Source organism: Glutamicibacter sp. BS14 (assembly GCF_056934375.1).
Genome location: NZ_CM167801.1, coordinates 2,652,991 through 2,678,269, shown reverse-complemented (window position 1 = coordinate 2,678,269; position 25,279 = coordinate 2,652,991). Strand labels below are relative to the sequence as shown.

Below are 25,279 nucleotides of genomic sequence, written 5' to 3'. Positions count from 1 at the left end.
CTGGGGTCGCAGTCTTCTGCTGGCTGAAACGCTAGGGCACCGGCCGCCGCTGGCCAATGGCCGGACGCTGATCCGCAGGCAGCACCCAGCATCCGGCGGCTAGGGGGCCGGGAAAGGCCGGGCCTTGAGCAGCCGCGCCAGATGCGCCGCGTTGCTCGTGGCGATCTGCGTGGCGTTGGCCGTGACCTGCGGGGTCTGGTCCAGATCCTGGTAGTCGGTGGTGTGCATGGCCTGCCCCACCCAATAGGTGGAGCCCTGGGTCGGCAGGGTGAACCCGACATCGGCCAGGCCCTGGCCCAGATCCGCAATCACGTGGTGCGCGCCGTCCTCATTGCCCACCACGGCCACCACGCCCACCTTGCCGAAGAGGATCGGGCGGCCCTGCTCGTCGGTCTGGGACAACTCGGCATCCAGCCGCTCCAGCACCCGCTGGGCCAGGCTCGAGGGGTGGCCTACCCAGATCTGGGTGGCCAGCACCAGGATGTCCGTGGCCAGCAGCTTCTGCCGGATCCCCGGCCACTGGTCGCCGTCTCCCATGTCCTTGAGCACTCCGGGCTTCACGTCGAAATCGGCAATGCGCAGGATCTCGGAGTGGACCTGGTGCTCCGTGAATTCCGCCGCCACCTGCCGGGCCAGCAGATCGCTGCTGGAGGCTTTGGGCGAAGGGGAAAGGGTGCAGACCAGGATCAGTGCATTAATCGGTGTCTGGGCCATGGCTATCATTCCTTGTCATCGAGGGTGCTCCCGGGCAGCCGGATCAGCGCTTGATGCGTGCATCAACGCGTGCGGCCAGCTGCGCGGCGGTCTGCATCGCCCGCTCCAGCGATGCTGCGGTATCCCATAATCCGGAGTGCTGCGCGTGCGCCGGGCCGAAGGGCAGCTGGGACAGGTCGTAGCGCAGGTTGCTGCTGGCGGCCTGCAGCACTGCGCGGACCATGCCCAGCGCTGCGGCGACATCGGCCACCAATTGCGGTTTCGCATGCTGGTCAAGCCAGCGCAGGTCATTCACTGCGGTCATGGCCAGCGCACCGAGTGCGGCCGAGGATTTCGCGGCCTGCAAGCAGGCCGCGGCGAGCTGGCGGTCGCGCTGCTCCGAGGGCGGTTGCGCGGAGGCTTCCCCGAAATCCGCGGAGGCCTTGGCATCCCGGTCGGCCAGGCCCAGCGCGTCGATCCGCAACTGCTTGGCCCGGGCCAGCAGGCCGGCGAATTCTGTGTGAACGGGTCCGGAAGCCGAGCCGTAGCCCGCGGACATGGACATCAGCGCGGCGGCAGCACCGAGCATCAGTGCCGCCGCCGCTCCGCCGCCCGGATTCCCGTCCGACTCGGCCAGCTCTTCAAGCCAGCGTCCAATGCGCGCCTCGCTGATCGGACGCTGCGGGCCGCTATTCGCCATGCCCCTGGTCTTGGCTCATCGAGCCTTCACCGGGAGGGGTTTCGCCCGGCGGCACCGAACCGCCCGGCTCCAGTCCGGTAATCAGTTGCTGCTCTGGGTCGGGGTTGGATGTGGCTGCGGCTTCGCGATTGGCCTCTTGGGCTTCATCCAACTGTGCGTCGGGCTGCGACGCGGAGGATTCCTGCGGGTCCATCGGCTGCTCCTGTCTGCATCTGGGCTGCGGGCTGGGGATCCAGCCCTTGTCCGCTCACGCTAGGCCAGGGCCCCGGCGGGCTCAACAGCACCGGGCGATTCACACGGAACGCACGGATTGCGGTGTGCTGCCTGCCGGAATTCAGCTGGCCGGAGGCAGTCCAGGCGCCAGGTGCTTGAGCACTGCGGCGTGCAGGCGCACATCGGCCAGCAAGCGGAAATGCCCCAGTGTAGGCAGCTTGATGTTGGTGGCTCCGGCCAGGTCGCAGCCGCCCGGGATGTGCGGGTCGAAGCTGCTGTAGATGGAGATGATCCGGGAATTCACGCTCAGGTTGGCCGAGAGCTTGAGCAGGCCCTGGTCGTTGGGGGACAGGGAACGCAGGGAGCGGACCGGCGCATAGCGTGCATAGCGCGAACCGGAGAAGGGGGTGCCAATGGCGATCATCCGATTGATCCGGTAGCCCTGCGGCGAGGCGGACATCAGGTACTTGCCGATCAGACCGCCCTTGCTGTGCGCCACCAGCACCGCATCGTCGAGCTGCGCCCGGCCCAGGTAGCTGGAGACCACCTGGGACATCTCCGGCACCGTGCCGCGGTTAAAGCCGAGCTGCGGGATCACGTGCACCGGGTGGCCGGCCTGGTGCAGCGCGTCGGCCAGCGGGAGCAGGAATTTCCAGGATTCCCAGATACCCGGAATTAGCACCACCGGTTCGGCTGCCGGATGGCTGCCGGAGCGCAGCCGGCCGGCCTCCGTACCTGGCAGCAGCGAACGCAGCTGCCAGGCACCGGCATAGAGATAATCCTGCAGCCAGGCGCGGGACAGGACCGCCCACCGCGATAGCCTGCTGGACAGGGTGCTGGTCTCCACCGGTGCTCCTTTGCTGCGTGTTGCGCTGTGGGACCGGTTGCGCCGCGGCGCGGTCCCAAGAGCATTATCACCACATGAGTAGGGCTGAGTCCGGCAGCGACATCGCCCGGCCTGGGAAATTCCGGGACTCGGGCCGCCCGCCAGACCGCTGCCGCGGCGAGCTGAAGCCCTCTTCACGGCCCATGCCAGCCCACGTGCCACGTGGGGCCTTAAAAGGCTCAGCCCAGCAACCAGCGAAGATGCGCCCCGCGAGCTGCAGATTGCATCCAGTTAGCGCACGCCTGCCTGCTGGCTACTCCGGATTGACGTTGGATTCCCGAGCCGATTTTAGGGTGCCGCAGGACTCGCACAGGTCCCGAAACCGCATCGAACCGGTGCTGGATTTCCACGCGCGTGGCGTGGCCGCGATGGCGCAGGGGGGAAAGAGGTGGTGCATGGAATCCTCACGCTGCTGAAGAGGCTTCAACTAGCCATGGATTAATCATCGTGCCGGGGCTATTCTGAGGTTCTGTTGAGTAGTTGCAGTTTTTGGGGGACTGGCAAGTTATGAAACGACAACATCATGGTTTAAGCAGTTCTGTGCCGCGCGGCGTTTTGGGGAATGGCCGGCGGCTTCCGTATGGGGCGCTGGCCATTGCCGCGGCTTTCGCTTTAAGCAGTGCATTGGCTTGGCCCGGGGCGGCCGGTGCAGTGCCAGCCAGAACCCAATCAAGCACACTGGCCTTTCCCGCCGCGCCAGCGCCGGCGCTCGGGAGCGAGGCTGTCACCGCACCGGATCTGGGCGGAACATCCGCTCTCCAAGTGCTCGGACTGAGTTCACTTGGCGGAAGAACTGGAAGGTCCGCGCCCGACCCGCTGGCCCACGTGGCCGCCAATCGGGCAGCGATGACAGCAAAGACAAGCCCTGGAGCGCTGGCACAGCCCGCGCCGCTAGCTGCCGACCAGGGCATTCGTCCGGCAATGCTGAGCCCTGGTTTGCTCTTGGAGCATCCAGTGGCCACCCGCCGGATTTCCAGCCCGTACGGTTGGAGGTTCAATCCGACCGGGTTCGGCCGCCAAATCCATATCGGCCAGGACTATCCAATTTCCTGCGGTTCGCCCGTGCGCGCCAGCGAGTCGGGCCGGGTGGTCGTCGCGGGCTGGGCCGGGCACTCGGGCCAGCGGGTCACCATCGACCACGGGCATGAGGTGCAGACCGGGTACAGCCACAATTCGCTCTTGCTCGTCAGAGTGGGCGAGCTTGTTGTCCAAGGCCAGATCATCGCCCTGGCCGGGACCACCGGCAACTCCACGGGGTGCCATGTGCACTTCGAGGTCATCGTCAATGGCCAATGGCATAATCCGCGCAACTACCTTCCTTCAGGCGGAGGGCAGCGCCAGGCATTGTTCGCTTCGACGCAATTTGCAGTCGATGCCGGCAGCGCGATCCGCCATCAACCGGCAACAGGAAGAAGCGGGCAGTACACCGGGGCGGCCAGGCATCACGGATCGGCCCGAACTGAGCATCCAGCGCCGCCGAAGACCACGAGGCACTCCCACGCGGATCCGCTCCAGCCGCCAGCGGCGAGCAAGAAGAAACAAGCCGCGCCAGCCAAGCCGAAGGCCCAGCTGAAAAAGGAATCCGGCAAACTCCGCCCGACCCCGCGTCCGGCGCAACCGGCACCAGAGCCGAGCAAGAAACACGAGCCGCCGCAAAAGTTGAATACCGGAAGCCCGAAGGCCACGCCATCTGCATCAGCGTCACCAGCACCCGTTTCGGCCAAGCCGAGCGCGCCGAGCGTAGCGCCGACGCCCAGCACTGCACCAGTTGCTGAGCCGAGCCCGTCGACGGCGCCGACCGCCTCGCCAAGTCCTTCGGCACTACCTTCCAGCGTGTCGCCATCAGCTCCGGATAGCGTTCCGGAGGCAACGGAATCGACCAACTCCACGCCAACCTCTGAACCAACCCAAGTGCCTGGACCCAGCGAGGAAACTGTCGTCGAGCCCCGGGAGGACCAGGGCCCAGGCGGTAAGGATGCTCCAGCCAGCGAGGAACCCACCGACCCTGCAGCTCGTGTCGAGCGCCAAATAGGTGCAGCCCAACCCAAAACCGTGGACTTGCAAGCACAAGAGCCGGAGAAGAAACCGCCAGTGGCCAAGGCCCTGCCACCGGCCAAGTCCACAACTGCGAAAAAGCCGGCCGTGAAGGAAGCGCCGGCAGAAAAGCCCAAGCCCAAGCCCGAGGTTGCAGTGCCGGCTGCGAAAAAGCAGGCCAAGCCGCCAGTGAAGCCCAAGGCCGCGGCCCCGGCCAAGCCTAAAGTTGCAGCGCCCGTGAAGCTGGTCGCCAAGGCGCCGGTCGCAACCCTGCCCAAGCCCAAGCCTGCTATCGCAGCGCCGGCCGTGCAGAAAGTTGCCCCGGCACCGGCCAAGCCGAAGCCGAAGGCAACAGCGGCGGTGAAGCCCGAGGCGGCCGCTCCGGCCAAGCTCGCGCAGGCGCCGGCAGCGGCCGCACCACCTGCCAGCGAGGCCAAGCCGTAGTCCGTGGCTGCCCGGTTCCCTGACGCTGCTCCCGTCCCTTTGGGCGGGAGCAGCGTGGCGCTGGGGAAGAGACAACGGGTGAAACGCTGCACAGCTGGTTAGTCCAGCGCCCGATTATTGATATTCTTGGGAGTTGAGTCCTGTGCGATTTTCCAATGCGCACCACAAGACCTATCGAAAGAAGTGCCCGGCACGTGTTTAATTCACTTTCCGATCGCCTGACAGCAACCTTCAAGAACCTGCGCGGCAAGGGCCGCCTGACTGAAGCGGATATCGACGGTACCGCACGCGAGATCCGCCGCGCCCTGCTTGACGCCGACGTTGCCGTACCGGTGGTCCGCGGCTTCGTGGCCCAGGTGAAGGAACGCGCTCTGGGTGCCGAGGTCTCCGAGTCGCTGAACCCGGGCCAGCAGGTCGTCAAGATCGTCAACGAGGAACTCGTTGGCATCCTGGGCGGGGAAACCCGCCGCCTGAACCTGGCCAAGAACCCGCCGACGGTGATCATGCTCGCCGGCCTGCAGGGTGCCGGCAAGACCACCCTGGCCGGCAAGCTGGCCAAGCACCTGAAGTCCGAGGGCCACACCCCGTTGCTGGTGGCCTGCGACCTCCAGCGCCCCAACGCCGTCAAGCAGCTGCAGATCAACGGCGAGCGTGCCGGCGTGCCTGTCTACGCGCCGCACCCGGGCGTCTCCTCGGAATTCGACACCGCCACCGGCGACCCGGTAGCGGTAGCCCGCGACGGCGTGGCCGAGGCCAAGGCCAAGCTGCACGACATCGTGATTGTCGATACCGCCGGCCGCCTGGGCGTGGACACCGAGATGATGGCCCAGGCCGCGAACATCCGCGCCGCCATCAACCCGGATGAAGTCCTCTTCGTCATCGACGCGATGATCGGCCAGGACGCGGTCAACACCGCCCAGGCCTTCCACGAGGGCGTCGACTTCACCGGTGTCGTGCTCTCCAAGCTCGATGGCGATGCCCGCGGCGGCGCCGCCCTGTCGGTCGCCTCGGTCACCGGCAAGCCGGTCATGTTCGCCTCCACCGGCGAGAACCTGGACGACTTCGAGATCTTCCACCCGGACCGCATGGCTTCGCGCATCCTGGACATGGGCGATGTGATGACGCTCATCGAGCAGGCCGAGAAGAACTGGGACAAGACCGAAGCCGAGCGCATGGCGAAGAAATTCGCCGACCAGGAAGACTTCACCCTGGACGACTTCCTGGCCCAGATGGCCCAGATCAAGAAGATGGGCTCGATGAAGAAGCTGCTGGGCATGATGCCCGGCGCACAGATCTCCCGCCAGCAGCTCGAGCAGTTCGACGAACGCCAGATCGACCGCGTTGAGGCCATCGTCCGTTCGATGACCCAGCACGAGCGCGTGGCTCCGAAGATCATCAACGGCTCCCGCCGCGCGCGTATCGCCAAGGGTTCGGGTGTTTCGGTCTCCGAGGTGAACCAGATGCTGGAGCGTTTCGCCGAAGCGCAGAAGATGATGAAGAAGATGGCTGCCGGCGGCGGCATCCCGGGCATGCCGGGGGCCGGCAAGGGCGCTGCCCGCAAGGCGAAGGCCAAGGGCAAGGGCAAGAAGCAGCAGAAGTTCGGCAACCCGGCCAAGGCCGCGCAGGCCGAGCTGGAGGCCAAGAACAAGAAGGCCGCCGCCCCGAGCGGTGCCGCCTTTGGGCAGGGCGCCAACCAGGACTTCGATTCTTCGAGCCTGAACCTGCCGGCGGGCTTCGAAAAGTACCTTGGCAACAAGTAGCAACCAGTCCTTGCAGGGCGGCGACCAGGAGCACACGCTGGTCGCCGCCCTGACTCTTTTCTTCGAAGAACCCCAGGCGCAGCAGGCCGAAGCCAAGGTCCGCGAGCTGCTGGCCGCCCGCGAAGTGATCTCGCTGGTCTCCGTGCCGGTGCCCTGGAACGGGCTGGCGATGATCGAGGCCAGCCTTGCGGTGAACCACGAGGGGCTCTTGCTGCTCGCTGGCGCCGCGGGCGCCATCAGGCTGGGCCAGCAGGTCGAGGACTTCGCGCTGGCGCTGAAGCTGGGCACCGGTGCGCTGTACATCGACCAGGACGACGCCGAGGTGCAAACCGGGGAGCCCATCGAGGATCCGCGGCTCGATGCCATGCCGCCGGGGCGGACCGTGGCCATCGGCGCGCTGAACGAGCCGGACATGGGGGTGTGGGCCGCGGCGAGCAAAACCAGCTGGCAGCTCCTGCCGCCGGAATCCGCCGGCGCGGCCGTGGCCGTGCACGAAGGCTTCCTGGTGGGCGGCGTGCTGGCTGCCAGCCAGCATCCGGCGATCATGCTCAGCCGCACCGGCGCGCGCTTCACCGCGAGCTTCTGGTTCGACAAGCAGCCTGCCAAGCTCGGCGGGCACCCGGCCTGGGTGCACATCTGGCCGGTCGCGGCCAGCCCCGCCTTCTGGCCTCAGGCCTCAACACCCGCCCGGCGCGAACTGGACTGGCTGCTCGCCAACCAGGACAGCGTGGATGGCCAGGAACTCGACGAGCTGGCCGGGCTTGTGGTCGATGCCGAGAACATCGAGCGGCTCAAGCTGGCGCTGGTGGGCACCGGCAGCCTGCAGTCGGCCCAGCGGGTGCTGGAGACCTTCGGGCATCCACCGGTCCTGGCCCGCTATCTGGACGACGCCGATCTTCCCGGGGGCGCGCGATGGATCGAACCGGTGTCAATGGCCAGGGCAGTGGGCCGTGCACTGATCACCGAATCCCGCACCTCTGGTGCCCGGCCGCGATGGTACAACACGTTGTCGTGGAAACCCGCCGCGCAGCTGGCGCTGGGGCTCATCGAGGCCCTGGTATTCTCGCTGGTGCTTGCGGCCACCCATTGGCAGCAGCCCTGGGCGCCGCCCTGGGTAATCGTGCTGCTGCTGGTGCTCGGCTATGTTGATGCCACCGGGAACACCGTCCTCGGCGCGGTCCGCTGGTTCCGCGCCCGGCGCCGGCGCTAGCGCCAGGCAACCACCCGGGCGCTGCCTGCCAGGACGGCACGGGTTACCGCCTATGATTGACTTATCGCCATATCCAAATAACCAAAGGGGTTACTTTTCGTGGATTCAACCGGGTTCAACTACCTCAACCTAGAGTTCATTTTCATGGGCGACAAGCCTGAATCTGCACAACTGGTACGCACCGCGCTGGCCGATCGCCGCCTGCTGGGTTTCATCGGCGGAGCTGTTGAGCGCGAGAATTCCACTGAAGTAGCCGCCGAGGTGGCCACGGTGAGCGAAGCCCGCGATGCGGTGCTCTACCGCATCGATGCCAAGGGCAAGCTGCGCGAAGGCTCGCGCGTGACCAAACTGGTCCACGAACTGAAGAACTCCACCGGCGCCGACTACGTACTGGTTGACGGGGACGAAATTGACGGCCCCAACCCGGATGACGAGCAGCTCGGCGAGTACGGCGGCACCAACGAGCTGCTGCACGGGCCAAAGCTCAAGGGTTCCGAGCTGGTGCTGGCAGCCGGCTTTGCCGAGAACGAGATCACCGTTTGGGAAAATGCATCCGGGCTGATGGCCATGCCCAAGGAACCGGTCTATGCCCCGAGCATCTCGCGCTCGAACCGCCCGTACCTGTGCTTGGACCGTACCGGCAATGTCATTACCGCAACCATCGAGGCCAAGGGCCCGCGCCGGACCATGTTCGGTTCCTCGGTGTCCATGGTGGTGGACCTGGAACGCACAGCAATCCTGGAACCGGAAGCCGGCTCGCCGGCAGCGGTGCGCCTGGATGAGCTCAACAGCTTGCTCTTCGGCTGGGACGAAGAAGAAATGCAGATCATCGAGCAGCTGATTCCGGATCCGGCCGACCGCTCCGAGGCCCAGCAGCTGCTGTGCAGCAGCGGGGACCTGAAGGACATGAAGCGCCTGGTCTCGCTCTTCGGCTTCGACCCGCGCAGCATCGATTATCTCACCGGCCGCCCGCTGCCCGAAGACCGCAGGGTCATTGCCACCGGCGGCCCGTTCAAGACCTTGAAGTCCGCACTGGCTGAGCAGGAGCGCGAGGCCAAGGGCCTGGAACGGCTGCTGCACCGGCACAACTGGAATCCGAAAGCGCTGATGGGTTCGGGTGCCGCCGTACTGGCCTCCGGCGCGGCAGCGCACCTGGTCCTGGCCAAGAGCGGCAAGTTCGCCTGGTTGCCCAAGCCGGCGCGCCAGCTGCTGATGCTGGCCTGGTACGCCGACGGCGCCTTCTATCTGGGCAAGGGCATCGTCGATGCGCTGAAGGCCAAATGAAACATTGAAGCACTTTCTTTAACGCCGGACCGATCGTCCCTTGATGCGTACTGAGACTTTTATGATACCTATCTGAGAAATTTCCTTCAGTCGCGCTGAGTTCTAGTTTTCTGTCGGATCAAAGTAAGTAGTATATTTAAACGAAACGTTCTCTTTTCTGGTGTCAAGACTTCAAATTTTTGTGCAACCATAGCGTTTACGCGGAATCATAATTTCACTCCAATCACCCTGAAATCTTGAATTCAACAAAATTTAACCAACTTTCTAACAGTATTGCCGCTACTTGTTGTATGGTTCCTTGCATTATTCAACCAGAATAAGGGTTTTGCGGAACTTATCGTATACTCGATCGCTAGAGGCTGGTTCGGTTTTCTTGAGAAGGAATTTCGGTAAATGAACTTAATTTGGGAAACTCTTGCATCTATCTGTCTCGGTGCAATTGCAGGTATTCTACTCAAGCCTATATTTCGTGCTTATGCGTTGGAGTGGCCTGCGCAGTACTCTGATGTAGCCAACGTCGTAGACTCGGGCAGTAGCCGAAATCACTGGGTATATTTTGTTTTTCGCTTCGTTCCTGTGCTTCTTACTTCTGCGCTGCTTGTTGGAGTAAACAGCGCTTTCGAATTGAGTTCTTTCTGGTCGATAGTTGCACTTATTGTCGTTCATCTCGCTGTTACGACACTTTCTCCAGGTGTCTGGCGTGACGTAGGTCGTCAGTCATGGGGAACTAAGGTCAGGCGAGTGCTTGTTCATACATTGTCGCTTCTGATAGTGGTGTTTGCGGCAGTGATCCCGTACCTGCTTCGAAGATTCACGGATGTCTGGACTCCGAGTGCACTTGAGTTGAAGGAAGCCTTCTGGGGCTCTTTATTGATAGGCGCGTTGTTTCTGCTTTATCGCAAACTGACTAGGTTTACTGAAGCGCAGTCGCAATTATCGATTCAGGACATCCTAGGGAAAATTAGCAAAAGTAACCAGTCCTTAGTTCTAAAATATGCAAGGAAGTATTCGACTTCTCCAAGATTTATTATTTCGATAGTCGCCACGGAAAACATTAATCGCCCTGTTGTTCTGCGTCGTTTCGAACGTGCGGTGGGTTTGATTTTTCCAAAAGGCACCTATGGAATTGCTCAGATCTTCTCAGAGAATCCAATTAACGATGAAGAGTCGATTCGACGTTTATGCAGAAAATATGAGGGTTTTTTTCCTGTTGAATTAGACGATCGCTTCAAACGGGTAAACCTTATAGCCAAATTTGCGGAACATAATGTTGGGTCGAAATTCATAGATCAGGCAACGAGTATTTACGACTTATTTATGGAGGAGTTCCACGCGAAATCAGATAATGTAGATTATGAAAATGATCTACCTGTATTGATGTTGGTTAATTCTCGTGTGGTCGGCGCAGGTGTTCAAATTCGCTTTTCAGTTTCGTCAGATGTTACTCAAGTCAGTCTTGAATGCGATGGTGTTCCGATTGGATTAAAGCGCGAAGAAAGTACTTGGTTGGACAGAGATGTGCATGAAGGAATGTTGACTTGTCCTTTGTCTGGTTCGATTGTGATTAGGGGACAATCTAGTGGCTATGAGGACGAAGTTACTCTAAAAATTGGTAGTGATTGGGCCCTGTTATCTTAGCTATCCCATCTGAAGAGACACGACAGGATCGGGCAGCAGTTTGGTGCGCACGGTGACTGTATTGGCATCGTCCGGAAAATTTTGTCGTCCGACGAGGACAGGCTGCACCGCTCAAATTTCATTAATCCTGTATCTCAGTATGCGGATTTCATCTGAAACGATTGCGTCAAGCACAAAGGGTGCTATGTAAGGCCTTTACTCACCCGCGTTCCTTCAGCTCAGGGAAGTCGGTATCGCGGTATTCGCCGCTCGGGGTCGTGCCGGCCGCATGCTGCTCTTCCTCCGCCAGGCGCAGCTCCACGCGGCGGATCTTGCCTGAAATGGTTTTGGGCAGCGCGGAGAATTCGAGCCGCCGGATCCGCTTGTACGGCGCCAGGTGCTCGCGGCAGAAGCCGAGGATGTCCTTGGCGATCTCCGCGCCTGGCTCGACGTGCGATGCCAGCACCACAAAGGCCTTGGGCACCGAGAGCTTCAGTGGATCCGGCGAAGGCACCACCGCCACCTCGGCCACCGCGGGATGCTCCAGGACCACTGACTCCAGCTCGAAGGGGCTGAGCTTGTAGTCGCTGGATTTGAAGATGTCGTCGGCACGCCCCACATAGGTCAAGACGCCCTCATCATCGCGTTCGGCGATATCTCCCGTGTGGTACACGCCGCCACGCAGCGCCTCGGCGGTTTTCTCCGGATCGGCGAAATAGCCCTTCATCAACCCGGCAGGCCGGGGATCCAGTCGCAGGCAGATTTCCCCGATTTCGGCCAGCTGCCCGGTGGTCGGATTGCGCAGCTCCACCGCATAGCCCGGCATCGGGCGGCCCATCGCGCCGACCTTCACCTCGGTACCCGGCGAATTGGCAATCTGCACGGTGGTCTCGGTCTGCCCGTAGCCATCACGGATCACCTGCCCCCACGCGGTGCGCACCTGGTCGATGACTTCGGCGTTCAACGGCTCGCCGGCAGAGACCAGCTTGCGCGGGGGAGTCTGCAAGCTGCCTAAGTCCGCCTGGATCAGGTAGCGCCAGACGGTGGGCGGTGCGCAGAAGCTGGTGACCTTCTCCGTATCCATCTGGTTCATCAGCGCCAGCGGATCAAAGCGCTCGTAGTTGTAGACGAAGACCGTCGCTTCGGCGATCCACGGGCCGAAGAAATTCGACCAGGCGTGCTTTCCCCACCCGGGGGACGCCACATTCAGATGGACATCGCCTGGTTCCAGGCCGATCCAGAACATCGTTGCCAGGTGGCCGATGGTGTACGAGGTATGGGTGTGCTGGACCAGCTTCGCCAACGAGGTGGTGCCCGAGGTGAAGTAGAGCAGCATGTTCTCATCGGCCAGGTTCGGGGAGTCCAGGCGGAATTCGGCCGGAGCGTCGTGGGACTTGGCATAGTGCAAGGTCCCTTCGGCGGCCTGCCCGCGGACTTGCACGATCCGGTAGTCCCCGGGGACTGCTTCGAATTTGGCGACCTGGTCATGGCTGGTGATCACCCAGTTCGCGTTGCCGCGCTCGATGCGGTCGGCGAGGTCCGCGCTGACCAGCTGCGTGGTGGTCGGGATGATGACCGCACCGAGCTTCATGCCGGCCAGCATCACTTCCCAGAGGGCCACCTCGTTGCCCAGCATGACGATGATGGTATCGCCGCGCTGCAGGCCTTCGTCGGAAAGCCAGCGGGCCACCTGGGTGGAGCGGCGCGAAAGTTCGGCCCAGCTGTAGCGTGCCGAGCTGCCATCGGGTTCGGTGAGGATCAGTGCCGGTTCGTTGGCTCGCGCCGGGTCCTTGGCTACCTCGTCGAACCAGTCATAGGCGAAGTTGAAATCGGTGAATTCCGGCCACGTGAACTCCGCCCGAGCCCGGTCGTAGTCATCGCGTGCCGCCAGCAGCAGATCGCGTGCTGCCCGGAACTTCTCGGTATTGCCCATGGGGGTCCTTTGCGTGATGGGCGCCTGCGCCCGACAGAATTCTTCGGTCTTCAGGATTCAATATACTTCAGTGCACAGTTCTGGCGAATTGTTGCGTCACCATGCGTGGTGCAGGTGCTGAAGTTCACGAATTTTGTCCACTAGCTTCCTGTGCGGGCATGCATAGTGACCGAATGCCCGATCCGGCTGAACCCGCTGGCGGGGACGCTGCCGGTGGCGGGCTGGCCAAGGCGCCTGCGAGCAGTGCCGGGTAGGCAACTGGACTCGCAGATGCCGATGGTCTAGCGTCTGGAATATGCCAAAGGAAGAGACCCCCGCCAAGAAGCACAACCCCTTGTTGGTCTTGGGAAAAATCAGTTCCATCCTCGATTCCTTTTCACTGCGCCAGCCGGTGATGAACTTGGCCGATATCCGTGAAGCAACGGATTTGCCTGCCTCCACGGTGCAGCGGCTTGTCGCGAATTTGGTGGGACAGGGTTTCTTGGACCGCGAGGATGACGGCTTCCGCATCGGGATGAAGATGGCCTACTGGGCCGCGCCGGCGACCCGGGGGCGGGAAGTGCTGGACGTCATCAGCCCATCGTTGCGCGAACTGCGCGACTTCACCGGGGAAACAGCCTGCCTTTTCCGTGCCGAGCAGCAATTCCGCGTGTGCGTGGGCATTGCCGAAACACGCCACGCGCTGCGCAGGGAAATGCACCTGGGCGAGCTCGCCCCATTGCATGCCGGATCTGCCGGCCGCGTGCTGCTGGCCTGGAAGCCCGAGCTCATGCAGCGGTTGCAGGAATCACAGCTGCAGCCGTTGACCGATGCCACGATTACCGGCATGGCCAACCTGGAAAAAGCGGTTCAGCAGACCCGCGCCGATGGCTTCGCGATCACCACGGGGGAGCGTGAAAGCGGGGCCTCGGGACTGTCCGCACCGGTGTTCGATTCCGCGGCGGGCCTGGTGGCGGCGGTGACCATCAGCGGACCCACCCTGCGCATGCCGCGGGAGATCTGCCAGAGCTGGATCGAGCCGTTGCTGGACACTGCTGAACGGATGACCCGGCTGATCGGCGGACGCTTCCCGGGCGAAACCCACCGGCCTTCCGCCTAGCGCCGCCCGCCCGGTCCGAGGGCTGCGGCGGCACCAGGCAATAGCGGCACTAGAGGCTGGTACCGCAATCCGGGGTGGCATCAGAGGGGATCACCCAGGCAAAGGCTTCTGCCTTGGAACGCGCCCCCTGGGCCGACTTGGAGCGGTTCGGCTCGCCCAGCTCCTGCAGCAAGGATTCGGAGAGCCCGACGAGCCCGGCAAAGCGCTGCGGCGTGAGCCATGGCGGCTGGGTAGCGAAGAGGATGTCCTCGCTGGAAGTGTTCCCGCTGGCCCCGGGGGCGAAGGGACAGCCTCCCAGGCCGCCGAGCGCTCCATCAACCAGGGTGGCTCCTGCCGAAATGGCTGCCAGCGTATTGGCAACACCCAGCCCCCAGGTATCGTGGCCGTGGAACACGATGCGCCGTTGCGGGGTTTCGCCGCGCACCCTGGAAATGAGCGAGGCGACCTGTGCCGGAACTGCTTGGCCCAGGGTGTCGCAGATGACGATGTCGCTGGTGCCCTCGGCCCGTGGATCGTTGGCGATGTCCAGCACGCGCTCGGCGGGGACTTGCCCCTCGAAAGGGCAGGTGAACGAGGTGGCCAGGCATAGCTGGATGCGCCCGCCGGCTTCCTGGGCATAGCGCACGGCTTCTGGCAGGGCGGCGAGGCTTGCCTCCGTGCTGCGCCCGATATTCGCCTGGTTGTGCGCATCGGAAACAGAGAGGCAATACTGGAAGTTCCGGATGCCCGACTTGGCCGCCTTGGCCACATGCCCCGGGGTCGCCACCCAAATCCAGCAGCGTTCCAGCTCGTCGGGGCGCAGCCCCCGGGCAACTTCGAGGGTATTGGCCATGGGCGGCACCAGGTCGGCACGCGCCATGGAGCCGAGCTCGATTTCCTGGACTCCGAGCCGGATCAACTCGCGCACGGTCCTGATTTTCTCCGGGGTGCTCAAAAGCTTCCCGGTCAGCTGCAGCCCGTCACGCAGCGTGACGTCGCGCAACGCGGCTGCGGGGGTGAATGAGTAGCTCACGCGATATTCCTTTCGCCAGCCGAGGCTTGCGCAATTTGCGCATCGGTCATTCCCAGCAATCCGCCCAGTACCTGTTCGGTATGCTCGCCGAGGTCGGGGCCGAGGTTCCGAATAGGCAGCGAGGTGCCTCCCATGACCGGGACGATGCCGGGGAAGCCGACACCTTGCAAGGTTTCCTCGCCGGTGGAGACATCCAGATGCTGGATCATGTTCCGGCAGATGTATTGCGGCTCGTTGGCAATGTCCTTGGCGGTGTAGATCGGGCCGGCAGGAACTCCTGCCGCATCGAGGATGGCCAGGGCCGTGCTCGAATCCACGCTTGCGGCCCACTGGCCAATGGCGGCATCCAGCATTTCCCTTGCCTCCCAACGCTGGGCATTGCCCTGCAGCCGCGGATCGGCCCCGAGCTCCGGCCTGCCGATGGCTTCCATGTAGCGGCGGTAGATCCCGTCACCGTTTCCGGCGACCACAATGCTGGCCCCATCGGCGCAGACATAGGCATTGGATGGCGCAATGCCTTCCATGCGTCCACCGGTGCGGGTCCGGGTTTCGCCGTAGGCGCCGTGGTCCGGGAGCAAAGATTCCATCATGGAGAACATCGCCTCGTGCAGCGCCACATCGATCACGCGATGGTCCAGACCGAGGGAGGCCTTTTCCCCGCGCGCCATCTCCCGCTGGTAGAGCGCCATCACCGCGCCGAACGCGGCATACAGTCCGGCAATGGAATCGCCAATCGATACGCCGACACGAACCGGCGCGCGATCTGGATCGCCCACCAGATTGCGGAAGCCGCTGAAGGCCTCGGCCACGGCGGCAAAGCCCGGGCGCTCGGAGAGCGGCCCGGTCTGGCCGAAGGCCGAGATGCGGGTGATCACCAGGTCCGGATTCACGGCGCTGAGTTCCTCTGGACCCAGGCCCCACTTCTCCAAGGTGCCCGGACGGAAGTTTTCCAGCAGCACATCGCAGTGCTTGGCCAGTTCCAGCACGGCCTCCCGGCCGGCGTCGCTGCGCAGGTCCAGGACGATGGACTTCTTGTTGCGGTTGATCGTCCGGTACAGCATCGAGACGCTGCCCTTCTTGAGCCGCCAATTTCGCAGCTCGTCCCCGGTTCCCGGGCGTTCCACCTTGATGACTTCGGCGCCGAAGTCCGCCAGGAGCCGGCCTGCAGTGGGGGCGGCAATGTAGTTGCCCAATTCGAGAACGCGGACACCCTTCAATGGGGCGATGTGCTCTGACATGTTCTGCCGTTCCTTTGCTGTCGCGCTAAATGAAGATGTTGAGGATCATGACCATTCCAAGGGCCACGATGGATGCGACCGACACGCCTACGCTGACGGTCTTAAGGGCACCGCGCACGGTCTGCCCGAACAACGACTGCAGGAGCCAGAAGGTGTTCGAGGTGACATGGACCATGAACAGCGCTCCGGAACCTGCCGCCAACGCGATGAGCACCGGGTCGATGCCCAGGCTCGGGGCGATCGGTGCCAAGAGGCTTGCGGCAGTAATCCCGGAAAGGGTCACCGAGCCAACGGCAATGTGAAGCAGGGCCGCGATGCCCCAGACAACTACCAGTGGTGCAACGGTGCTGGCCGAGAAGAACTGGCCCATGATGTCGCCCAATCCAGCCGTGGAAACCGTGGCTGCCAAGGAGCCGCCGACACCGGTCAGCAGCAGGATCTGCCCGCTTTCCCTGAACCCGCTGGCCACGCCGCGGTCAATCGCCTTCTGGCCGATGGTGTAGCGTGCCACGGCGATCGTTCCGACCAGGCCGATGAGCAGGGCAACTACCGGATTGCCGACCAGCTGGATCCAGCTGGCCTCATAGCCGAGGATTTCGGCCAGCGCGCCGCTGGCGATGAGCAGCAAGGATGCGAGCAGCGGCAGGAAGAGCAGGAACAGGGGCGCCTCGCGGCGCTGCCCGGTCTGCACCGCGGTGGCCGCGGCGGCCGTTCCGGCGTTGCCGGTGCGTGCCGCATCCTGGCCGGTCCCTTCGCCGCGCTCCAGCTTGCGGGTTCCCGGTGTCGGCTCGTCTTGCGCCAGCAGCTGCTCATCGCTCTCGGCTTTCCAGAAGCCGCGGTCGAAGAAGAAGGACATGATGGCGACGGAAATCAAGACCGTGGGCACGACGACCAGCAGGCCGAAGATCAGCATCTTGCCCAGGGGAACTTCAAGCATGCCGGCCAAGGCGACCGCGCCGACGCCAGGAACCATGAGGACGATGCCGACCTCGCCGGCGATGGCCATGGCCGTGGCAATGCGCGCGGTTCCGTGCTTGCCGATTTTCGGCGCCATGCGCCGGGCCAAGGGGGCCGCGATGACCAGCAGCACATCGAGGAAAATGGTCTGCAACGCGGTGCTGACAGCCAACGCCATGGTGTATGGCAGTCGTTTGGGGCCGAAGGTGTTCAGCAGGTGCTCGACCAGGCGGCGGATGGCGCCGGTCTCATTGAGGATGGAACCCATCAGCACGCCGAAAGCCACCAGGAGTCCGACTTCCACCATGATGTCGCCGAAACCCTGGGTGATGGTCTCGATGGTCTTGGTGACTCCCAAGCCGGTGGATAGGCCCAGGTAGAGCGAGCCAATGACCAAGGCGATGACTGGGTTGACCTTGAATCTCACGATAAGCACCACGGCGGCAAGCACGGCCACCGCGGTATTTATCAGAATCGCGATATCGGACATGTTGGATCCGTTCTAGAGGAATCGGGGAGCAGTGTGACATAAGCCACGGCATAAGAACTCATAGTATGAGTGTCAGCTCACGATGTAAACTATTGGCTTCTTAAGCGGGAAACCTCTGGAAATAAACCCGATGCGAACCCTGGCGGCTTGACGCGAGGAAGGGGAGTAGCGATGGGCTGGCGAAAGTTTCGAGGGAAGAGAAAAATCCAGGGCGCCTGCCGAAGCCATGTCCGGAACGCGCCCTGGATGCTCGAGGTCTCTACCCCTTGAGATTCGGGAAGTCGGTGTCCCTGTATTCGGTGCCCGCCGGGGCGCCGGCGCGGTGCCGGTCCTCTTCAGTCTGGCGCAGCTCCACCCGTCGGATCTTGCCCGAGATCGTCTTGGGCAGGTCCGCGAATTCCAGCCGGCGGATGCGCTTGAAAGCCGAAAGGTGCTCGCGGCAGTAGGCCAGGATCGATTCGGCTAATTCCGGTCCGGGCTCATGCCCGCCGGACGCGACGATGTAGGCCTTGGGCACCGTGAGCCGCAGCTCATCCGGTGCTGGAACGACGGCCGCTTCGGCCACGCCCGGATGCTCAATCAGAACCGATTCGAGTTCGAAAGGGCTGATCTTGTAGTCGCTGGATTTGAAGACGTCATCGGCGCGCCCCACATAGGTCAGGACGCCGCGTTCGTCCCGCTCGGCGATATCCCCGGTGTGGTAGACCCCGTCCCGGAAGACCTCATTGGTCTTTTCCTCGTTCTCGAAATAGCCTTTCATCAGCCCCAGCGGGCGCTGGGCGGTGACCAGGCAGATCTCGCCCACATCGCCTTCTTCCCCGGTGACCGGATCGCGCAGCACGATCTCGTAGCCGGGCATCGGGCGCCCCATGGCGCCGATGGTGATGGGCTCTGCCGGGGGATTGGCGATCTGCACCGTGGTTTCGGTCTGCCCGAACCCGTCGCGGATCACCTGCCCCCAGGCCTTGTGGACCTGGTCGATGACCTCTGCGTTCAGCGGCTCGCCGGCCGAGACCAGTTTCTGCGGCGGATGCTCCAGCGCACCGAGGTCGGCCTGGATGAGCAGGCGCCAGACGGTCGGCGGCGCGCAGAAGCTGGTGACCTGCTGGGCGTCCATCTGGTTCATCAGGGCCACTGGATCGAAGCGGTCGTAGTTGTAGATGAAGACCGTCGCTTCGGCGATCCACGGGGTGAAGAAGTTGGACCACGCGTGCTTTGCCCAGCCCGGCGAGGCGACGTTCAGGTGGACATCGCCTGGTTCGAGGCCGATCCAGAACATCGTGCTCAAGTGCCCGACCGGATACGAGGTATGCGTATGCTCGACCAGCTTGGCCTTCGAGGTGGTGCCGGAGGTGAAATAGCGTAGCAGCGTTTCATCGGCGCGGGTCGGATGCTCCAGTGCGAAGGCCGCTTCTGCCGCGGACGACTGGGAGTAGTCGAGGATGCCAGCCGGCGGCTGCCCGCCGATCTGGATCAGCGTGTAATCGCCCGGCACCGATTCGAACTTGGGGATTTCGCCCTCGTTGGTGACGACCCATTGGATATGGCCGCGGGCAATGCGGTCGGCCAGATCGGTGGGCGTCAGCTGCGTGGTGCACGGGACCATGACCGCCCCCAGCTTGATGCCTGCCAGCATCGATTCCCAAAGCTCTACTTGGTTGCCCAGCATGATGGCGATTGAATCCCCGCGCTTGATGCCCTGGTCGCTGAGCCAGCGCGCAAGTTGGGTGGACCGGGTTGATAGTTCTGCCCAGGTCCGCTGGGTGCAGCTGCCGTCGGATTCGGCGATGACCAGTGCTGGGCGCTCGGAGCGCTGCGGATCCCGGGCGACGTGGTCGAACCAGTCGAAGCCGAAATTGAACTCGGTGAATTCCGGCCATGCGAACTCGGCGCGAGCCTGGTGGTAATCCTCCCTTAGCTCCAGGAGACGGTCACGGGCTGCTCTGAATTCTTCGGTAACGCTCACAACTAACCTTCCGTAGCTCTGGGTAAACCACCAAAACCCAAGGTGAGGTGGATCACCAGTCAATATACTTGGAAGTCCTAGCGAGTGGCAGATCGCCACCGATATAAAACCGGGCCACCCCATGATTGCTGTGCGAAGTCGGACTGAATCCCGGTCCCTGGTTACGCGGTGGCCAGAGCCCAGCTAGCAGTTTGTTCCCGATATCCCGTCTGCAGCCGCGGCGTGTGGCCTTGCATTATTTCTGGGGTCCGACTGCCCGGATGCAGGCTTCTTCGTTGTTGGCCTTTGAGGTCTTCGGCCAGGGCTGTTAATGCTGCATTTCCAGGGCAGTGGTTTTACCGATCCTCGCGGATGCAACCCGTACGCCGGGGCAACGGCATGGAATGCAGTGGCTGCAGTGTGGCCCGGGGCCGCTGCGGAATCTGCCTGATCGGCGAGCTCGTCTGCCTGTTCCATTGTTGTCGCATCAGCGGTTTCGCTTGCGACCGGAGTAGTTGAAGCGGGTAGAAACGTGCTGTTGATTGATCTGGATCCACGAGCAGTCCAGGCCTATCCTCTATTAAGTGCCGACGAAGAAATGGGACTGGGTGACCCATGGTTAAAGCCAAGCGGCTTTGTCCGGGCAGCCCATTTTCCGTGAAATCTGAGTATCAACTGCGATGCCCCATGGAAACAGGGATCGGGTTGCACTTGGGGATAGAGTCTCTCGAAGACGGCTAGAAGTTGTACCATATCCAGTACTGACCAAGGAGGGGCATGGCAATCACAGCGAGTGAGGCGCGCCGCGATCTTTTCGGCTTGATCGAACGAGTCAATCTTGACCGTGCCGAAGTGGAGATCTTGTCAAAGCGCGGATCTGCAGTCCTCATGTCAAAAGATGAGTATGACTCTCTGGTGGAAACGAGCTACCTTCTGCGCTCGCCGAGGAATGCGCTCCGCCTGCTTGCTTCGCTGGAAGCGGTACGCGGTAGCCAAGTGTCCGAGCGTGGACCTATTGATCCCTGAGTGAAAGACTGCTGACCTGGACGGCTGCCGGCTGACTATTTCCACTGGCAGACCCAAGATCGCAAAACGCTCAGGCGCATCCATGCGTTGATTGAGGCTGTGCTGCGCTGTGACCCATTTGAGGGTATTGGCAAGCCTGAACTGTTGAGGCGTACCCTGGCTGGCGCGTGGTTGCGCCGCATTGATGAAGCTAATTGACTGGTCTATATTGCCGATGATCGCGCGGTGGCAATCCTGCAGGCCAGATACCGTTAGTGAACGGTTTCAAGCATTCGGTCGCCTGGCAGGCGTGCGTTGTCGCGGCGCTTCGAGGGGAACGCGCGGGCGATATCTCTATTGATGGGCAGATCGCTTCCAGGGACGGCCGCAAGGGTCCGGCACGCATGGTCCGTGCGGGGCACGTTGTAATCCCAAGCTGACTCTTTGTCCTGCCGGCAGGGCGTGCTCAAGATATTCGGCAGCCGCTGGCCCGAGGCATTTGACCCCATTGCCCGGGTGAATGGCTTCGGGGATGTCGATGTTCAGCAGCTGGACTCGAGTTTCTGCGCCCGCCACCCTGGCATCCATGGTGTCGCCATCGCCATCGGCAACCCGGGTGGCCGTACCGCGATTCTCCGATCCGCCACTGCTGGTGAGTTCTATGGCACTGGCAAACAGCGACCTTGCTGCCGCAAGGAAATCCGGATGGCCTTCGTAGTTTTTGCAGCGGGGTTCTTGGTGTGCGAGCAGGGGAGGCTAATGCCATCCCCGGAACAGAATTCGCTGTGATCGGCTGAACATCCCAATTTCATTGAAGCATCAAGTAATTTGCGATAGGCTGTTAATCAATAGGGAATCGATGCACTTGGAAAAGGAGCTTGCCATGTCAGTACTCCAGCAAGACAAACTAGCGGCCAACACCCACATGAACGCAGTCCAGCTCAAGGTCGGCGACATGAAAACCATGAGCGAGTACTACCAGAAGGCCCTGGGCCTTGAAGTGCTGGCCGAATCAGCCGAAGGCACCCGCCTGGGCCGCGGTACCCAGGAACTGGTCAACCTGCAGAACGCGCCAGGACTGCAGCTCCCGTCGCGCAACGAAGCGGGCCTGTTCCATACCGCGCTGCTCTTCGACACCAAGGCTGATCTGGCTGCGACCGTCCTGTCGGCAGCCCAGTTCGACCAGAGCCGCTTCGTGGGCAGCTCCGATCACCTGGTATCCGAAGCGTTCTACTTCACCGACCCGGAGGGCAACGGCATCGAGCTGTACTGGGACCGCCCGCGCGAGACCTGGAGCTGGAGCGGCGGCGAGGTGGCCATGGACACCATCTACCTGGATCCGAACAAGTTCCTCAATGAGCACCTGACCGAGCAGTCCATTGCCGGACAGCGCAAGGCCGCCGCGGATGTAGGCCACGTGCACCTGCAGGTGGGCGATGTCGCAACCGCCCGCCAGTTCTACGTCAGCACCCTGGGCTTTGACGAAACCACCACCCTGGGCGAGCAGGCACTGTTCGTCTCGGCTGGCGGGTACCACCACCATATGGCCATGAACGTCTGGAACTCGCGCGGAGCCGGCCCGCGCAAGGACACGCTGGGGCTGGGTGAAGTGCTGATCAACGTCCCGACCGAAGAAGAAGTGGGCAAGCTGGCCGAGCGGCTGGCCTACGCCAAGGTGGCAAACCACCACACCGGAGCCGAACTTCGCTTCCGGGACCCGTGGAACAACGAACTGCGCGTCGCCGTAGGCTAACGCGGATCCAACGCCCAGAGGCTTTAGTGCCCCCGGGCGCTCGCCGAATCGGCGAGCGCCCGGGGGCACTTCCTGTCTTCACCCGGTTCCGGTGCCCAGGGCCTCCAGGTGCTCGGCAATGGTCTTGGCGGTCAAGGGCCTCGTCTGGAATGGCCGCACAGTCCCTGCCTCGGCCTGCTCGAGCACCTGCTGGGCGAAGGCGGCCGGGTTGGCCACGTCCAGGTGGGTCAGGTTCTCCGGGGCGTACTGCCACCACTGCGATGCCTGGAGGGCCTGGACGGTCGGCGCATCGAAGCGGTCGCGGATCTTCTTGGCCGGCAGGCCGCCGACCACGGTGTACGGCTCGACGTCGCTGGTGACTACGGAATTCGAGGCGATGACCGCGCCGTCGCCGATGGCGACCCCATGGCCCAGCGTGACCTTTTCGCCGATCCATACATCGTTGCCGATGGAGATCTTCCCCGGCGTGTAGCCGTACTTCGTCGTGCCCAGATCCACGCCGTGATCAGCCGCGTAGGTGCGCATCAGCAGCCGCTGGTTGTAGAACACCGGGCTGGTCGATGCCCACTCCAGGGGGTGCTTGGCTCCCATGACAGTCATGCCCTTGGCGATCGAGGTGAACCGTCCGACGCTGATGGCCTTGTTGAGCTTTGAATGGGTGTAGGAGAACGCGCCCATGCGCGGAAGGGCTGTTCCGCTGGTTCCCCAGAAGGTGGTGTAGGGATCCAGCGCGAGGTCTTCCCGGTAGCTGATCCACGCCTCGGGATTGCAGGTGCTTCCGGTGTCCTGGAAATCCTTCATGCCCGGAACCGTCATGAGGATCCGGTGGCTTTTGAGCAGCGGTCGCAGTTGGGACATCTGAATTCGCATGCGATCGACTTTATGGGACCGGACTTGGAGAATTGTCAGCAAGTCCCGAACGCGCGCTGGATGCGACCTGCTGCCCGGCTACTGCTTGGGGCGGAAGGAGAGGTTCTTGTGCGTGGTGAAGTACGGCAGGATCATTGATTCGGGCAGACCCAGGCGCTTCATTTCCATGGCCCTGCCCACGCGCAGGCGCAGGTTCACGTCCACCGCCGCATCCTGTTCCTGGGTCTCGCCCAAGAGCTGCGGTTCCACATCGAAGACCGCCAGCTGCTCGTCCACACTGCTGCTGGCCACGGCCGCGATTTCTTCCTTGCTGTCCCGATTGACGAAGACCAGCTCGAAGGTTGCCGGATCGGGCAGGTCTTCGACGTGGGCCCGATGCTCCACCCGCACCTGCAATCCCTGGCCGTCAGGGAAGTCGACGCCCCGCAGCCTTGCTTCGAAATGCGGGACGCGGTTCTTCGCGCCGAGCTTCTTGAGCATCTTCGCTATGGACATGGTGTCCTCCCAAAGTGAGACTAGATCGCGGGCTTGGTACTCGCTGGCAAAAGTGCGGGCCTGCTGCGACATCCGGGCGGCCAGGGCGGGATCGTCCATGAGCTGCTGCACCCGGTCGGCCATGGCCTGGATATCGCCATGGCGGACCAGGAAGCCGTTATGCCCATCGGTGATGCTGTCGGCAGGGCCGAAGTTGATGTCGAAGGACACCGGGATGCATCCCTGGGCCTGGGCCTCGAGGATGACCAGCGCCTGGCCCTCGTTGGTCGAGGTGAATAATTGGGCCGTGCAGGAAGCGAAGTGCCGGGGGAGCTGGTCGGAGTAGCCGTGGAAGATCACCGACTCGCGCAGGCCCAGCTCGGCGGCCCGTTCCGCTAGCGCGTCGCATTCGCTGCCCTGGCCGACAATGTGCAGGGTTGGCCGCTTGCCGCGAAGAGCCAGCTCGTGGAGGACATCCAGGGCGGCGGCTACGTTCTTGTTGGGGGTCAGCGAGCCGGCCACGATCAGGCTGGTCGAGCTGCGTGCCGGTACCGGCGGTTGCACGGTGGACGGGTTCAGCGGGTTGGGAATGACGAATGCCGAGTCGGCTTCGCCGAAGCGGTCGACATAGGCCTGGCGCTGGGCGTGGGTCAGGAAGACGAAGGCATCCCAGTTGGAGCGTTCTTCGATGATGGGCCCGTGGCCCTTGGAGAGCTGGCCGCTGGCAAGGTCCTGCCCCTTGGCCACATGGATGCTGTGGAACGCGAACACCTTGGGCACGTGCACCGGTTTCCAGGAAGCGAGCATGGCCGCGGTGTACTTGCTGTCGATGACCACCAAGGAGTTCGGGTGGTCGACGATCTGCGACAGCCAATGGCGGTAGAACGACGCCGCGCTGGGGAAGCGGGCCACCAGGGTTCCGCTGCGGTCAAAAGCCTCAACGATGCGGCGGGCCTTCCCGTCGTGGAACTTCATATCGGACAAGAAGGCGGTGCCATCGGCCCGGTAGTACGTGGTCTTCTTGATCCCGCCTTCGGGGCCGGCAACGCTGTGCTCGCAGAACAAGGCGGCGTCCTGGCCAGGGTGGTGGACGGACTCGCGCACCGTGAAGTCCAGGCAGCCCGGTTCGGCCTTCCGCTCGGGGATGCTGGTCTGCGGCTGCAGGTCATGGTCCGCCAGGTGGAGGTAGGGATTGAGCACCCGGACCGTGGGCGAAAGCTTGCCGCGCGCGACGAGTTCCTCGACGATCTGCGGGAGCTGTTGGTTGGGGCCGAAGGTCACCACCGCGGCAGAACCGTGCCGCTGGGCGAAAGCGGCCGCGCGCTGGGTACAGACGGTGGTCATCCCGCCGAATTCGCGCTCAAGCTTCCACGTGACCATGTAGGCGTCCAGCTGCTGTTCCCTGATATCCACGGAGAATGATCCTTAGTTTGACCACGACAAAGTTAATTTCGCGCGAGGATATGCAGTTCCTCGCGCCACATTCCAGACTACGCGGTGAAGCTAGGCGGGCGCTGGGAAGACGCCGTCGTGTCGGCCTCGATTTCCCTGGCCTGCACCGCAGGGATGGCCCAGTGGCCGAAGAAGCCGCCAACGCGGATTCGAACGTATCCTCGAAAATGCCATGGCGCTCGCCGAAAGCCGTGGGAGAATCGCCGGGAA

General features: G+C 63.0%; 20 protein-coding genes. 9 read left to right on the top strand and 11 right to left on the bottom strand.

The genetic code is table 11. From position 1 onward, the window contains the following. Positions 1-99: 99 nt before the first annotated feature. From AC1Z36_RS12725 to AC1Z36_RS12710, 4 genes are all read right to left on the bottom strand, one after another. Positions 100-714: a flavodoxin family protein gene (locus AC1Z36_RS12725; RefSeq protein WP_483561300.1), complete on the bottom strand. Its 615-nt coding sequence runs from the start codon at positions 712-714 to the stop codon at positions 100-102. Positions 715-757: 43 nt separating this feature from the next. Then, positions 758-1,393, bottom strand: a complete 636-nt coding sequence (locus AC1Z36_RS12720; RefSeq protein ID WP_483561299.1) for a cyclodeaminase/cyclohydrolase family protein — start codon at positions 1,391-1,393, stop codon at positions 758-760. Continuing rightward, a complete protein-coding gene (locus AC1Z36_RS12715; RefSeq protein ID WP_105657709.1) occupies positions 1,383-1,586 on the bottom strand; it encodes a DUF6480 family protein in 204 nt (67 codons plus the stop codon). The genes AC1Z36_RS12720 and AC1Z36_RS12715 overlap by 11 nt, the downstream gene beginning before the upstream one ends. Positions 1,587-1,727: 141 nt before the next feature. Then, the gene (locus AC1Z36_RS12710; RefSeq protein WP_454090831.1) at positions 1,728-2,453 is read right to left on the bottom strand and encodes an esterase/lipase family protein; all 726 of its coding nucleotides are present in this window, start codon (positions 2,451-2,453) and stop codon (positions 1,728-1,730) included. 885 nt (positions 2,454-3,338) lie between these two features. Between AC1Z36_RS12710 and AC1Z36_RS12705 the strand changes: the two genes are divergently transcribed. From AC1Z36_RS12705 to AC1Z36_RS12685, 5 genes are all read left to right on the top strand, one after another. Continuing rightward, complete coding sequence (locus AC1Z36_RS12705) at positions 3,339-4,970, top strand: M23 family metallopeptidase (RefSeq protein WP_483561968.1); 1,632 nt, start codon at positions 3,339-3,341, stop codon at positions 4,968-4,970. A 194-nt stretch (positions 4,971-5,164) separates the two neighbouring features. Next, entirely contained in the window at positions 5,165-6,730 is a 1,566-nt protein-coding gene (ffh, locus tag AC1Z36_RS12700) for a signal recognition particle protein (RefSeq protein WP_105657711.1), read from the top strand. Then, complete coding sequence (locus tag AC1Z36_RS12695; protein ID WP_146112279.1) at positions 6,717-7,940, top strand: hypothetical protein; 1,224 nt, start codon at positions 6,717-6,719, stop codon at positions 7,938-7,940. The genes ffh and AC1Z36_RS12695 overlap by 14 nt, the downstream gene beginning before the upstream one ends. Positions 7,941-8,039: 99 nt before the next feature. Beyond that, positions 8,040-9,224, top strand: coding sequence for a hypothetical protein (locus AC1Z36_RS12690; RefSeq protein WP_402741336.1), 1,185 nt, complete (start codon positions 8,040-8,042; stop codon positions 9,222-9,224). 393 nt (positions 9,225-9,617) lie between these two features. Beyond that, positions 9,618-10,862, top strand: coding sequence for a hypothetical protein (locus AC1Z36_RS12685; protein WP_146112280.1), 1,245 nt, complete (start codon positions 9,618-9,620; stop codon positions 10,860-10,862). Positions 10,863-11,061: 199 nt separating this feature from the next. On the opposite strand, the gene AC1Z36_RS12680 is transcribed toward AC1Z36_RS12685, so the two are convergent. Next, the gene (locus AC1Z36_RS12680) at positions 11,062-12,774 is read right to left on the bottom strand and encodes an AMP-binding protein (protein WP_483561298.1); all 1,713 of its coding nucleotides are present in this window, start codon (positions 12,772-12,774) and stop codon (positions 11,062-11,064) included. Positions 12,775-13,069: 295 nt separating this feature from the next. On the opposite strand from AC1Z36_RS12680, the gene AC1Z36_RS12675 reads away from it, so the two are divergent. After that, entirely contained in the window at positions 13,070-13,873 is an 804-nt protein-coding gene (locus AC1Z36_RS12675) for an IclR family transcriptional regulator (RefSeq protein ID WP_105657715.1), read from the top strand. 49 nt (positions 13,874-13,922) lie between these two features. Here the strand turns inward: AC1Z36_RS12675 and AC1Z36_RS12670 are convergent, their stop codons facing one another. From AC1Z36_RS12670 to AC1Z36_RS12655, 4 genes are all read right to left on the bottom strand, one after another. Next, positions 13,923-14,885: a beta/alpha barrel domain-containing protein gene (locus AC1Z36_RS12670; protein ID WP_105657716.1), complete on the bottom strand. Its 963-nt coding sequence runs from the start codon at positions 14,883-14,885 to the stop codon at positions 13,923-13,925. Beyond that, on the bottom strand, positions 14,882-16,123 hold the full coding sequence (locus AC1Z36_RS12665; RefSeq protein WP_105657717.1) for a CaiB/BaiF CoA transferase family protein: 1,242 nt from the start codon (positions 16,121-16,123) through the stop codon (positions 14,882-14,884). Before AC1Z36_RS12665 ends, AC1Z36_RS12670 begins: the two co-directional genes overlap by 4 nt. 25 nt (positions 16,124-16,148) lie before the next feature. After that, on the bottom strand, positions 16,149-17,570 hold the full coding sequence (locus AC1Z36_RS12660) for a GntP family permease (RefSeq protein WP_105657718.1): 1,422 nt from the start codon (positions 17,568-17,570) through the stop codon (positions 16,149-16,151). Positions 17,571-17,829: 259 nt separating this feature from the next. Further along, positions 17,830-19,536, bottom strand: a complete 1,707-nt coding sequence (locus AC1Z36_RS12655; protein ID WP_105657719.1) for an AMP-binding protein — start codon at positions 19,534-19,536, stop codon at positions 17,830-17,832. A gap of 756 nt (positions 19,537-20,292) precedes the next feature. Between AC1Z36_RS12655 and AC1Z36_RS12650 the strand changes: the two genes are divergently transcribed. From AC1Z36_RS12650 to AC1Z36_RS12640, 3 genes are all read left to right on the top strand, one after another. Then, positions 20,293-20,541 carry a type II toxin-antitoxin system Phd/YefM family antitoxin gene (locus AC1Z36_RS12650; RefSeq protein ID WP_105657720.1) on the top strand — a complete coding sequence of 83 codons (249 nt, stop codon included), beginning with the start codon at positions 20,293-20,295 and terminating at the stop codon, positions 20,539-20,541. 87 nt (positions 20,542-20,628) lie between these two features. Continuing rightward, positions 20,629-20,739, top strand: a complete 111-nt coding sequence (locus tag AC1Z36_RS12645; protein WP_353615991.1) for a type II toxin-antitoxin system YoeB family toxin — start codon at positions 20,629-20,631, stop codon at positions 20,737-20,739. A gap of 664 nt (positions 20,740-21,403) precedes the next feature. Beyond that, complete coding sequence (locus tag AC1Z36_RS12640) at positions 21,404-22,273, top strand: VOC family protein (protein ID WP_105657722.1); 870 nt, start codon at positions 21,404-21,406, stop codon at positions 22,271-22,273. A 78-nt stretch (positions 22,274-22,351) separates the two neighbouring features. On the opposite strand, the gene AC1Z36_RS12635 is transcribed toward AC1Z36_RS12640, so the two are convergent. Together AC1Z36_RS12635 and AC1Z36_RS12630 are read right to left on the bottom strand one after the other, a co-directional pair. Further along, entirely contained in the window at positions 22,352-23,143 is a 792-nt protein-coding gene (locus AC1Z36_RS12635) for a CatB-related O-acetyltransferase (RefSeq protein WP_105657723.1), read from the bottom strand. Positions 23,144-23,221: 78 nt separating this feature from the next. After that, the gene (locus AC1Z36_RS12630) at positions 23,222-25,030 is read right to left on the bottom strand and encodes a glycosyltransferase (RefSeq protein WP_483561297.1); all 1,809 of its coding nucleotides are present in this window, start codon (positions 25,028-25,030) and stop codon (positions 23,222-23,224) included. Between the last annotated feature and the right edge of the window lie 249 nt (positions 25,031-25,279).